This window comes from Acinetobacter sp. B-6 (genome assembly GCF_056930735.1).
In genome coordinates, this window is record NZ_JBXPBY010000002.1 from 194381 (window position 1) to 208075 (window position 13695).

Here is a 13695-nt window from a genome sequence, read left to right on the forward strand (position 1 = left end):
AGCCGTGCATTTCCTATCATATTCTCTCTATAAAAATTTTGTATTAGCAAAATATGTCATTTCTATCCGCAATTTTTCGATATGATACAGGTATTGTTGCTCATGTAACTTTATGTAACCACATTCACTGATACTTCTTCAATGTGAAAATGCACAGCGTTTTATTTAAATTTGCTTTATAAATGCTGATTTTCGCTTTTGTATCCAAATGTACAATTGGATACAAAAAGCTTGCATAATCACCTTATAAAAATTACAGCGATATTTTTTATTTATGTGAAAGAATCCGCTCGTGAAACTCATGTGAAAAAAATAAAACTTGGAGATTTGCTCCACAAGGAATGAATTAGATATGGACTCAATCAACCCCACAGTTGTGACCTTTATTTTCTATATTATTGCAATGGTCTGTATCGGCTTATATGCCTATAGAAAGACCACTGATTTCTCAGACTATATCTTGGGTGGTCGAAGTTTAGGTAGTTTTGTCACCGCGCTTTCGGCAGGCGCATCTGATATGAGTGGTTGGTTGCTCATGGGGCTGCCAGGTGCAATCTATCTCACGGGTTTATCTGAGTCATGGATTGCGATTGGCTTAATCATCGGTGCATGGTTAAACTGGTATTTGGTCGCAGGTCGTTTACGTGTACACACTGAAGTACAGAACAATGCCCTGACATTGCCAGATTATTTCACCAGTCGTTTCGGCGATAAGAAAAAAGTCCTACGCATTATTTCTGCATTGGTCATTTTGATTTTCTTTGGTATTTATTGCGCTTCAGGTATGGTCGCAGGTGCACGTTTATTCGAAAGTATTTTTGCAATGAACTATACCACCGCACTTTGGGTCAGCGCGATTGCAACCATCAGTTATGTCTGCATCGGTGGATTCCTGGCTATCTCTTGGACAGATACTTTTCAAGCTGGTCTAATGATTTTCGCATTGTTGCTAGCGCCAATCATGACTTTCTTGGCTGTAGGTGATTTACAACATGTGACGCAATTAATTGAAACTGCTCGTCCACATGCTGCAAATATGTTCCAAGGGGTAAGTTTTATTGCCATTATTTCATCAATGGCTTGGGGCTTAGGCTATTTTGGTCAACCGCATATTCTGGTCCGCTTCATGGCTGCAGATTCAGTCAAATCAATACCAAATGCACGCCGTATCGGTATGGCATGGATGATTCTTTGTTTAGCTGGTGCCGTGGCAGTAGGTTATGTCGGTATTGCTTATTTTCAAGCACATCCAGATATACCTTCAGCAGCAATTGTGGCAAAAAATCCTGAAACGGTATTTATGGAACTCACCAAAATATTATTCAACCCGTGGATTGCAGGTGTTGTTTTGGCGGCAATTCTTGCTGCTGTGATGAGTACCCTAAGCTGCCAACTTTTGGTCTGTTCAAGTACATTAACCGAAGATTTATATAAGTCTTTTATTCGTAAAAAAGCGTCACAAACTGAATTGGTTTGGGTCGGTCGTTTGATGGTGCTTGCGATTTCTGTGCTTGCCATTATTTTAGCCTTTAACCCAGAAAGTAAAGTACTTGGTTTAGTTGCTTATGCGTGGGCAGGTTTTGGCGCGGCATTTGGACCATTGATTTTACTTTCAGTGTTCTGGAAACGCATGACTTTAAATGGTGCTTTGGTCGGAATCATTGTCGGTGCTGTGACTGTAATTGTTTGGAAAAACACCATGACAGCGACTGGGCTTTATGAAATCATTCCTGGTTTTATCTTCTCTCTGATCAGTATCATTGTGGTAAGTTTATTGGGTAAAGCGCCTGAAAAAGAAGTCACTGATCGTTTTGATGATGCTGAACAAATATATGACCGTGAAATGAAAAATTTATAAGCGTAGATAATGAAACGATAAAGGGGCTAATGCCCCTTTATTATTTTTTCGCTTTTACTTTGGATTTAAAATTAAGATGTAATTGTGAACTATCTTTAATTACTTCCATGACTGGGTAGCTTCGTGTTTCCTTGACACCAGGCAACTGCCACAATACTTGTCCCGAAATATGCCGAAAAGCTTCCATGTTGGCACAGCGAATTTTCACCAAAAAATCAAAGCCTCCACTAATCATATGACAAGCCATAATTTCAGGATATTGAACCACAGCCTCTGAAAAGGCATCCAAGACATTCGGGGTCGTTTTGTCTAATAATATCTCAACAAATACCACAAAATTTGCTCCCAGCATCTTGGGATTAAGCTTAGCCTCATAACCAAGAATATACCCTTCCGCTGTGAGTTTCTGTACACGCGCTAAGGCTGCTGTAGGAGACAAATTAACTTCTTCAGCGAGTTTAATATTGGAAATTTTTCCATCTTTTTGCAAAATTTCTAAAATCCGAATATCTATACGATCCAGTGTTAAATATGCACTTTCCATAGAATAATTCTCTAAATATTCTTAAAATTATAGTGAGTTATTCACCAAATATTCTGCAATCATAAATTATATAAACCACACAGCTCAACAAAAATATTTGCGAGTCACAGGACGTTGACAATGAATATGAATTCACCCCAAATTTTAGACCCTAAACTCGCACCAAGTTTAGATTACATCACTGAATTCAAAGAAAAAACAGACTTTGAAGATGCAATCAATTCAGCATGGCGACGTGCTGAACCAGAGTGTGTTGAAAATTTAATTGAACACAGTCAACTGTCTGAAGAAATGAGTCAAAAGATCTATGACACCGCATTTAATTTGGCGCATAGTCTAAGAGATCGTAAAAGCTCATCAGGTAAAGCTGGTATTGTACAAGGCTTACTTCAAGAGTTTTCTTTATCGTCTCAAGAAGGAATCGCCTTGATGTGTCTGGCTGAGGCATTGCTGCGTATTCCTGATAGTGCCACACGAGATTTATTAATTCGCGATAAAATTAATCAAGGCAACTGGAAAGATCACTTAGGGCAAAGTAATCTGATGTTTGTCAATGCCGCAGCTTGGGGATTAATGCTGACAGGCAAATTAATGGAAACACCAAAACAGTCTAGCCTTTCAGGCGTACTTACCTCTCTTCTGGCACGTACAGGTAAAGGTATTATCCGTAAGGCTGTTGATGTTGCCATGCGTATGATGGGTGAACAGTTTGTAACCGGAGAAACCATTGAAGAAGCATTGGATAATGCCAAAGTACTTGAAGATAAAGGCTTTCGTTATTCTTACGATATGTTGGGTGAAGCTGCACTCACTGAACATGACGCGGATCGCTATTTTGATGATTATACTCAAGCAATTCATGCGATTGGTAAAGCGTCGGAAGGCAAGGATGTCTATGCAGGTCCTGGTATTTCCATCAAACTTTCTGCACTACATCCACGTTATCAACGCTCGCAAACAGAACGTGTTCATCACGAACTTTATCCACGTATTTTAAATTTAGCGCTTTTGGCAAAAAATTATGATATTGGTCTAAATATTGATGCAGAAGAAGCAGATCGTTTAGAACTTTCTTTGGAATTGCTCGAACGTTTATGTTTTGAGCCACAACTTGCTGATTGGAAAGGTATCGGCTTTGTAATACAAGCCTATCAGAAACGCTGTTTCTATGTGGTTGATTATATAATAGACCTTGCTCAACGTAGTCATAAACGCTTAATGATCCGTTTGGTTAAAGGTGCTTATTGGGACAGTGAGATCAAAAAAGCACAAATTGACGGTTTTTCTGACTATCCAGTCTTTACCCGTAAAGTTCATACCGATTTATCTTATATTGCTTGTGCAAAAAAATTACTTGCAGCACCAGAGCAAATTTACCCTCAATTTGCGACGCACAATGCGCAAACGCTTGCCACGATTTATCAACTGGCAGATCCACAAAAATATTATCTGGGTCAATATGAATTCCAATGCTTACATGGCATGGGCGAACCTTTATACGAACAAGTGGTGGGAGATATTTCGGCGAAGAAGTTAGGTATTCCTTGCCGTATTTATGCACCTGTCGGCAATCATGAAACCTTGTTGGCTTATCTTGTACGTCGTCTTTTGGAAAATGGCGCCAATACTTCTTTTGTCAATCGTATTGCGGACAAAAATATTCCCATTGAAGATTTGATTGAAAATCCAGCTCAGGAAATTATTGAAACTGCGCAAAAAGAGCATCAAATTGGTTTAAAACATCCTGCAATTCCACTACCGCATCAGTTATATCAGGGAATTCGTCAAAACTCACAAGGTTTTGATCTTGCCGATGACAGCCAATTAAAAGCTCTAAATCAAACCGTTCAACATTTTTTAAAGTATCAATGGAACAGTTATAGTTTAATTGATCATTCTAATGTATCGGATTTTGATGCAGCAAATTCACAAAAAATTCTCAACCCATCAGATCATACCGATATTGTCGGTCATGTCATTGAAGCTGAATCTGCACAGGTAGATTTAGCATTGGACAATGCACATCGTGCATTTGAAGCATGGAAAAATACCTCTAAGGATTTTCGTGCCAGCCTACTACTGAAAGCGGCTGACCTAATGGAAACACGTCTGCAAGAGCTGATGGTATTACTCTGCCGCGAAAGTGGCAAAACCTACAGTAATGCCATTGCAGAAGTACGTGAAGCTGTTGATTTCCTACGTTACTATGCCGCACAGATGCAAAGTATAGATCAACATCTTACGCCGCTTGGGACAATTTTATGTATCAGCCCATGGAACTTCCCTCTTGCTATTTTTACTGGACAAATCTCGGCAGCCTTAGTTGCAGGCAATACGGTGATTGCCAAACCTGCAGAACAAACCCCTTTGATCGCAGCACAAGCGATTCAAATCCTTTGGGAAGCAGGTATTCCACGATCTGTCGTGCAGCTACTTCCTGGACGCGGAGAAACAGTCGGTGCAAAACTCAGTCAAGATGAACGTATTCAAGGTATTATGTTCACGGGTTCCACCGAAGTGGCTAAAATTTTGCAAAAAACAGTTGCACAACGTTTGAGTCCAATAGGTCAACCCATTCCACTGATTGCTGAAACAGGTGGTCAAAATGCCATGATCGTGGATTCGTCAGCATTGACTGAACAAGTCGTGATTGATGCAGTTAACTCAGCTTTTGATAGTGCGGGTCAACGTTGTTCGGCACTGCGAGTATTGTGTGTACAAGAAGACAATGCAGCAACTTTAATCAAAATGTTGAAAGGCGCCATGCAACAATTAAATATCGGTCAACCGATTTTACTCAAGACTGATATTGGACCTGTAATTGACCTTGAAGCACAGCAAAATATTGCCAACCATATTGAAATGATGCGTAACAAAGGTCATAAAATACATCAATTGGCTTATGACACACCAAGTTCAGACTTAAATTTAGGGACTTTTATTGTTCCGACTCTGATTGAGCTACCAAATCTTGATGATTTAAAACGTGAAGTCTTTGGTCCAGTATTGCATGTGATTACCTACAAATACGGAGAGTTAAAACAACTTTTGGCTCAAATTAATGCCAAAGGCTATGGTTTGACTATGGGTCTACATACCCGTATTGATGAAACGATTCAAACCACCATTGAACATGCTGAAGTGGGTAATTTATATATCAATCGAAACATTGTGGGTGCTGTTGTTGGGGTTCAACCGTTTGGTGGTGAAGGACTTTCAGGGACAGGTCCTAAAGCTGGTGGTCCTATTTACTTATATAAACTCATGCAACAAGCAGAGTTAGCTGCTGTTGCCTTTGGTACAGTTAAAAATATTTCTGAGCAGTTAAATTTGACACCTTCCGAAGTGCAACAGCAATTCCAGCTATGGGCAAAGCAACAGTATCCGCAGATTAAACTGCACGCATATACTTCACCTCTGGCTTTATACGCACTGCCTGGACCAACAGGAGAATCAAATCAATATCATATTGTTGCGCGCCATCGCATTGCCGTAATTGCCGAACAAGAAAATGCGTTATTGAATCAATTCAATGCTGTAATGACTTTAAATAGTCAAGTGGGCATTTTAGCGACAAATGCTTTAGCATTAAAAATGATTCAATCCATGCCAAAGAACTTACAGCAACAATTTTTTATGATCAATGACTTATCCAATGATGAATTTGATGCAGTACTCCATCAAGGTTCTACACAAAATTTGAAAGTCTTACAAACCACAATTGCACAACGTCAAGGTGCTATTGTTGGCGTCACACATCATGATGCCAACGATAAGATTCCACTTGCAGCATTACTCATTGAGCGAGCCATCAGTATTAATACTGCTGCGGCTGGTGGGAATGCAAGTTTGATGACCCTAGACCAAGCTTAAACTAAGCGTAAGTTTAAATGAGTTGTATCATTTTTCCATACCAAGTCAAAGTCATTTGACTTGGTTTTTTCAGCTGAAACCTTGCGATTAAACGTAAATTTTTTGCAAAATAAAATTGCACCATCTATAGGCAAACCGCCTGATTATCCATCTAAGTGATTAGATTACAATCATTCATAGCCAATGAACTTTATGCTTATACACAAATTATTAACAGCTTAGAGATCCATTTATTTTTACATTTTTGGATCATCGAGAGTCTGTTTATCGTGAGCCGACAAGAATGTCACTATGTTATGCGGGGCATCACCTACGCAGATCTATTTCGACATTTCATAAAAAGCGTGGCAATAAATACTTTATGCCATTCAGCAACAAATTCATCGTATTGATTTTATTGATCAAAAAAAATAATATTTTAACTTCATCAACTTACAAATATTTTATTTCACATGAACTTTCCGCTCATCTTCCAAATAAGTTTTAGCTAACAATTCTTTTTTTACTTCCATATAATCATCTTGTTTTTTTGGCACTAAACTTTCAATAAACCAAAGCCCGTCTGCTGCATAGCGTAAGATTTTCAATTCAATAGACTGGTCTGTATCAGCATGTTGTAATAATCTTTGTGCCAACCAACAATCCCACTTATCGCTAAAGGATTTATCTGTCATTACTGTCATGCTTAAAGCACTCCACAACGTATCTACACCAAATTCTGAACTTAAAGTGACATCAATATAAGCACGCGTAAATCGACCATATTGAATAGCATCCTTTTGCATCACCACACTGATTCGTTCGTCAAGTTGTTGTATTAAAGCCTCAAGCATTGCTTCAATAAGGATCTGTTTGTTGGCAAAATGATGAAACACACCACCTTTTGTAATACCAGACCGAGTTGCAACCATCTGAATTGAGATCCCATTTACACCTCTTTCTGCCGCCAAATACATCGCATTTTCGATAATACTTTTTTTAACGCGCTCAGGATCTTTTTTACGCTGATAAGGATTTGTTGTAGTTTTACCAATATTCACACTATCCTACCCACTGCTCACTTAGTGCCCTGCAGAAGTTGAAAACAAGTTAATCACCAATACACCTGAAATAATTAACCCAATACCGATAATTGCAGCAATATCCAAACTCTGTTTGAAAATAAAATAACCGATCAAAGCGGTAAGAATGATTCCAACACCTGCCCATATTGCATAAGCAATACCTAAAGGTATGGTTTTAATCACTTGTGAAAGTAAATAAAAGGAAATGACGTAAAACAGGACCACCAATAAGCTTGGGGCAAGTTTGGTAAAACCTTGGGATTTGACCAAAAAAGTAGAACCTGTAACTTCTGCAATAATTGCAATCGCCAACAAAATATAAGCAAACAGGATTGAGTTCATCGTTTGAACCAAAAAGATACCGAATGGTTGGTATGCTATATAATTTTAATGAAAAGTTCAAATATCAAGCTATGAAAAAATGTTGAAATTTTGTGCTATGCTATTTCTCTATCTCTTTGTTTAATTATATTTTTTATAAAAAAAGGTGGAATATCCATTTTTTCCACCTTTTCTTTTTTCACTTTTTCAACTTAGATCGGATTGATAAAATAAAAAAATGAAATGATAAAGATCAAAACCGTTATCGCTAAAATTAGATAAGTATTTAAGGTATTGAAACTTTTTATAAAATTAAGAATTTCCATTTTTCTTCGTCACAAAATAAAACACTTTTTTATTCTAATATATTTTGTCACAATTTGTAAGATCATTAAGTATGATTAAAACTCAAAATACATATTTTCTTCATATTTCTGTGATCTTGCACAATTTTTATTTGAGAAATAAAGGTTTAAGTCATCTTTTCCGAATGATAAACTTCATCATATAATTGTTTTTATTCAATAATCATTACTTATTTTCATTTTATTCTATACTGATCAAAATTTTTATACAAAAAGTGGATATTATGCAGATATTTTAACTTTAATTAGTAATACTTAATAGCAAATAGGTCAACCACTTTACCCTTTAGTAAAAAATTAAATAAATTAAATACTTAATCATATTATATATTTCAACAATATATCTTGGAGGGGTTTATTGACTAATACGATAAGCAATTTTTCATAATGAATCTGTGATGATAAAACCACAACAATGATTTTAATCGTATAAAAATTAAGATATTGCTGCTTAAATCTATTATTTTGAACTATAAATGAGTTTTTTTCATGAATATTACACTCTTCCCTGAGTGATCGATCTCTAAAACCCTTTATTTGACTTCGAAGTGATGCTTTTCAGTGACTAATTTAATTTTTATATCTTTGTAGTAACGAATCATTGGATCATTCACATCTTTTTTCAGTGCATCAGCAAATTTATCTTCATTCATCAACTTCGCATAAGTCTTATATCCAATCTTTAAAGTTTCCGCTTGCTTTCCGGACTGTTGAAATTCTTCAATACGCTTATTAATCTGCTTAACACTAATTTCCATCTTTAATTCCCCGCGAACGCTTTAATTTTTTATAACACTGTTTTATGACAGTTCCATTTAAAAAGGGAATTTTTTTAAGTTTATTTCTGTAAATGAGTATTATTCTTCAAAAAATCTAAGGTTTTTACAAAGGTCTGTTGGCTGGCTTGTTTTCCTAAAAAGAATTGATATTCATGAACCAACCATTCTTTTGATTCAGGATAAAACACAGCATTTACAGGAATTTTCTTTTCTTGCAACGCATTCACAAATGGGATGGACTGTGTTTCTGTCAAGAAATCTTTATTGCCACCACTGATAAAAACAGGTGGATAATGGGCTGTCAAATAATGAATTGGTGATAATGCCTTTAAATAGTCAGCATTATTTTTTTGATTTCCGGTATACGCTTCAACAAGCGTATTGACACCCCATTCGATCAATTTAATTTCTTCTGGTGCTGTATCCACAAATGCATTCATGTCATAAATTCCACAATGCAAAATTAAACCCTTTACTTGGGATGGTTGAATGAGTGGGATAAATGAAGATTGCTTTGCATAATCAACATTTGTGAGTAAGGCTGCATAATGGCTGGCTAAGTTCGCACCTGCAGAATCCCCTGCTAAAAATAATTGGTTTGCATCAATTGCATATTGTTTGGCATTTAGCTGAATAAATTGTAAGGCTTGATTAATTTGATTGAGTTGAGTGGGATAAATGGCTTCAGGTGCAAACTGATACTCTACTGACACCACATTATAGCCTTGAGCTGCGAGTAATTTAAAATAACCTCTTGCATTGTCTTTAGCACCAGAGATCCAACCACCACCATGTATCCAAACAATGGTTGGTCGTGGTGTTGACTGTTTAATGTTCTCAGGCTGATAGAGATCAAAATTTAATCTTGGCGTTGTTTGATAAGCAATATTATGATGTACAACTACCTGTTCAGGTGCATGTTTATCCATTAACAATTGTTGAAAATGTGTTGATGTATCAAATACTCGCGCGATGACTTTGCTGCTTTTCTGTACATTTTGACAAGCAGAAAGTGTGAATAAAGATATTGCACAGATAAGAATATTAAATCTAAGCATTGTAAACTCAAAACGATCACTCACCATAGCGTTGATGAGTTTAAATATATTGATGGCAATATAACCTAGATTTAAACACTTTTCTTGCTGTTTTAATATATGTCAAAATCAACAAAACTTACTGTTAAATTTTAGCAATTTGTTGATGCAAACTTTGCAAAAACAAGTCTGCCTCTGCTTTGCTTTGACATTTTTTATGATACGTTCCATTCGCCTTTTGACTATGGGGTGTATATTTAATATCAATAGAAAAATCTTGTGTAATCATATTCTTCGAAACATGCACTGCAATAATATGTAGAGAGTTTAGATAAAAACCATCTTCTATTTTAACCAACATTTTACCGCCTCAAATTTTCATACAATCATAAAAAAGGTGAAAAAGCTCATAATGTGATGAGCTGACTATTTAAATAAATTAAAGTTAAGTGTATCTCAGTTTAGCTAGATTTTAAAATTTTGATTCTGTTTTTATGTAACATAATTTAGACAAGGATTAATCAGATTTAAAACATAAAAGTAACTTTCAATAAAACTGCTCTAAATTGTCCGACATTTTTTCAGCCATCCTCGGTGATTGGTGCTAGATTGAATAAATCGTGATATTTATCACATTACATAATAAAAGTTATTTGTTTTGATCTCTTTTATGGAGGTTGTGAATATGAATTATTTAATTATTTTGAATTCTTCTCATCAACATCATTTTGAGGAAGTTCATAAACTGATCTGTGACTATGATGCTTCGATTCGAGTTAACCCTTCAACTTGGCTCATACATACCCATTATGATGCAACAATCATTCGTCAACACTTAACCAGCATTATCAGTATCCATGATTCGCTTTTAGTATTCAAAATAGATCAAGAACACTCTTTTACCAATGATTTGGACTTAAATGATTGGTTGGAAGATATTCATAATGAGAGTGCCATTAGTCTTTAGTGATGAATGACCAATGTGGTTCTTCATTTAAACTAAGCTATCCCCCTGAGATCAAAGGGATAGCAATATTTTTAATGGTAAATTAAACACTCAACATACTGTTTAGTGTCTCACTGACATTTTTTGATTTCACTTGAGATTTTAACGCCTCTAGTGATGCTTTCACTTCACTGCGTTGTGGTTCAGCCAAAGTATACCAGCGTGTCAATACTTGTAATAAACGAGAACCGACGATTGGGTTTTTCTCATCTAAGTATTTCGCCAATTCAACAAAATGTTGAACACCAAAACTCCATGTATTTACAGGATTAGCATTTAAACCACCGCTCACTGAACGTATACGGTTTGGTGTACCCAAATCATAGTCTACATGTGAAGTTAAATATTTGATTGTTTCAGCAGTTGCTTTTGGATGCGCAGCTTGAATCATAAACCATTGATCCAATGACAAATCCTCATCTTTAAAACGTGTATAAAAGTCTTGTAAAGCTTCTTTGGCTTGAGGAGCATCATTCCAAACTAAAACTTTCAATGCACCCAAACGCTCCGACATATTCATTGAGTTTTCATATTGAGCATAAGCCAAATCAAAAACTTCACGATCGCCTTGTCGTGCCATTAAACTCAACATAATATTTTTCAAAGCACGGACACCCATCGCTTGTGAAAATTCATGTTGTGAATCGGGATCAAGTGACAAATAAGTGTCTTTGGCAAAACGACCCAATACTTTTGCCAATTGATTTAAAAGTGCTTCACGCGCTTCATTGACAATCAATGGATTATAATCTTGATCAATGCGACTTCCTAAGTAAGCTTCTGTAGGTACATCAAACAAACGAGATGCCAATAACGGATCTTTTTCAATTACATTCGGCAAAGTTTGTTGTATTGCATCTACATAAATTTGGGCATCGTGACCATTGAGCAAAATACGTTCAAGTAAAGTTTGTGTCGCTTGCCATTGATTAAAACCATTGGTTTCGTATTGCAGTAAGAATGCTAGCTCTGCATCTGAATAATTAAATTCGAGATTTACTGGTGCAGAGAAATTACGCAACAAAGAAGCAATTGGCTTTTCAGTTATTCCTGTAAACTCAATGCTCGCTTCTGCTTGATCAAACAAATACACACCATCTTTCACATCATTTTCAAATAGAGCATCTGATTTCAGGGTATATTGCGCTCCTGTCTGCGCATTAAATAATGCCAAAGCAACAGGAATAGGCACCGCTTTTAAATTTGGATATTTAGCGTGGGGTTTTAAACTTTGTTTAAAACTTAAACGGTAAGTTTGAGCAACGGCATCATACTCACCTTTGGCTTCAAGTTTTGGTGTTCCTGGTTGATTATACCAAATGAGGAATGCTGATAAATCTACCCCTGAACCTGCTGTCAATGCAGCAACCCAATCTTCAACTGTCACCGCTTGCCCGTCATGACGACGGAAGTACTCATCTGTACCTTTACGGAATTTTTCTTTACCCAATAAGGTGGACATCATACGATTGATTTCAGCGCCTTTCTCATACACTGTTGCTGTGTAAAAATTGTTGATCTCTACAAAATGATCTGGTCGTGGTGGATGAGACAATGGACCCGCATCTTCTGGGAATTGATGTGCTTTCAGAACAGCAACATCATCAATTCGTTGTACCGCAGCAGATTGAAGATCTTCAGAGAAAGACTGATCACGGAAAACCGTTAAACCTTCTTTGAGACACAATTGGAACCAATCACGACAAGTAATACGGTTACCTGTCCAGTTATGGAAATATTCATGCGCAATCACAGATTGCACACGCATAATCGCTGCATCTGTCGTATATTCTTCATCCGCAAGCACACATGAAGTATTGAAAATATTCAGACCTTTATTCTCCATTGCCCCCATATTGAATTGACTGGTGGCAACAATCATATAATTGTCTAAATCATAAGCTCGACCATAATGTTCCTCATCCCAACGCATAGAATGCTTGAGTGCTTCCATTGCAATATGGCATTTTGGAATGTCCTTCTCTTCTGCATAGATTTCTAAAGCGACATCCCGACCTTCTGAAGTCGTATAACGATCTTTTAATACTGCGAGATCACCGATCACACAAGCAAATAAGTAAGCGGGTTTTTTAGTAGGATCTTGCCAAATTGTATAATGACGATCTTCACCAGTTTCACCTGCTTCAATCAAATTACCATTTGCCAAAAGTACTGGATATTTTTTGTCAGCCTCTACACGTGTGGTAAAAACAGACAATACATCTGGACGGTCTGGATAGAAGGTAATTTTTCGGAATCCCTCTGGCTCATTTTGGGTCACAAATAAATCAGTACCAGCGAGATACAGTCCTTCTAGCTGTGTATTGGTTTCAGGATGAATAATGACAACCGTTTCAACAATTGCCTGTTCTGGCGCATTGCTGATAACAAGCTGTTCTGAATCCAACTTATACTCACTTTCTGTAAGTAGCTTACCATTAATTTTAATTGATTTTAATTCTAAATCACGTCCCAGCAAGACTAAATCGCCGACTGCTTGGCGTTTCATTACTAATTTTGAACTTACATCAGTATGGTCATCATAAACTTGAATATCCAGATGAATAGAATCTACAACATAGGATGGTTTCTGATAATTTTTTAAGTATATGGTTTGATCTGCTTCAACGATGGGGTTTGCCGCAATATTCATATGATGTCCTAATCCTATTGTTGAGTTTAGACGTAGTGTTGTGAATTTGATCATGCTTCAAATTTCACAATTTGTCTGTATTGTTTATTCATTTATATATGGGTGTAGTTGAAATTAATTTCAATCGTTTCAAAGCAAATGAATGCAAAAAACGTGCGAGATGCCCTTTATTTATACAAAAATAGCATTCTCGAA

Annotated in this window: 10 protein-coding genes; 3 read left to right on the top strand and 7 right to left on the bottom strand. The window is 36.5% G+C overall.

Translation table 11 applies throughout. From position 1 onward, the window contains the following. Window positions 1-352 precede the first annotated feature (352 nt). Entirely contained in the window at window positions 353-1858 is a 1506-nt protein-coding gene (gene putP / locus AC1Z3T_RS03630; protein WP_004830527.1) for a sodium/proline symporter PutP, read from the top strand. A 40-nt stretch (window positions 1859-1898) separates the two neighbouring features. Here putP and AC1Z3T_RS03635 read toward each other — a convergent pair whose 3' ends face one another. Continuing rightward, entirely contained in the window at window positions 1899-2402 is a 504-nt protein-coding gene (locus AC1Z3T_RS03635; protein ID WP_004830526.1) for an Lrp/AsnC ligand binding domain-containing protein, read from the bottom strand. Window positions 2403-2522: 120 nt separating this feature from the next. Here AC1Z3T_RS03635 and putA point away from each other — a divergent pair, with 120 nt between their 5' ends. Next, entirely contained in the window at window positions 2523-6275 is a 3753-nt protein-coding gene (putA, locus tag AC1Z3T_RS03640; protein ID WP_483396466.1) for a trifunctional transcriptional regulator/proline dehydrogenase/L-glutamate gamma-semialdehyde dehydrogenase, read from the top strand. A gap of 443 nt (window positions 6276-6718) precedes the next feature. Here the strand turns inward: putA and AC1Z3T_RS03645 are convergent, their stop codons facing one another. The 5 genes from AC1Z3T_RS03645 to AC1Z3T_RS03665 all read right to left on the bottom strand — a co-directional run bounded on the left by AC1Z3T_RS03645 (window position 6719) and on the right by AC1Z3T_RS03665 (window position 10202). Then, a complete protein-coding gene (locus AC1Z3T_RS03645) occupies window positions 6719-7315 on the bottom strand; it encodes a TetR/AcrR family transcriptional regulator (protein ID WP_100885341.1) in 597 nt (198 codons plus the stop codon). A gap of 21 nt (window positions 7316-7336) precedes the next feature. After that, the gene (locus AC1Z3T_RS03650) at window positions 7337-7669 is read right to left on the bottom strand and encodes a DMT family transporter (RefSeq protein ID WP_418134816.1); all 333 of its coding nucleotides are present in this window, start codon (window positions 7667-7669) and stop codon (window positions 7337-7339) included. 889 nt (window positions 7670-8558) lie between these two features. Next, entirely contained in the window at window positions 8559-8783 is a 225-nt protein-coding gene (locus AC1Z3T_RS03655) for a hypothetical protein (protein WP_004830522.1), read from the bottom strand. Window positions 8784-8863: 80 nt separating this feature from the next. Then, on the bottom strand, window positions 8864-9862 hold the full coding sequence (locus AC1Z3T_RS03660) for an alpha/beta hydrolase (RefSeq protein WP_167387356.1): 999 nt from the start codon (window positions 9860-9862) through the stop codon (window positions 8864-8866). Window positions 9863-9986: 124 nt separating this feature from the next. Next, entirely contained in the window at window positions 9987-10202 is a 216-nt protein-coding gene (locus AC1Z3T_RS03665) for a hypothetical protein (protein ID WP_004830520.1), read from the bottom strand. Window positions 10203-10526: 324 nt separating this feature from the next. On the opposite strand from AC1Z3T_RS03665, the gene AC1Z3T_RS03670 reads away from it, so the two are divergent. Then, the gene (locus AC1Z3T_RS03670; RefSeq protein ID WP_004830519.1) at window positions 10527-10808 is read left to right on the top strand and encodes a hypothetical protein; all 282 of its coding nucleotides are present in this window, start codon (window positions 10527-10529) and stop codon (window positions 10806-10808) included. A gap of 82 nt (window positions 10809-10890) precedes the next feature. Here AC1Z3T_RS03670 and pepN read toward each other — a convergent pair whose 3' ends face one another. Continuing rightward, window positions 10891-13500, bottom strand: coding sequence for an aminopeptidase N (gene pepN, locus AC1Z3T_RS03675; RefSeq protein WP_100885344.1), 2610 nt, complete (start codon window positions 13498-13500; stop codon window positions 10891-10893). Window positions 13501-13695 lie beyond the last annotated feature (195 nt).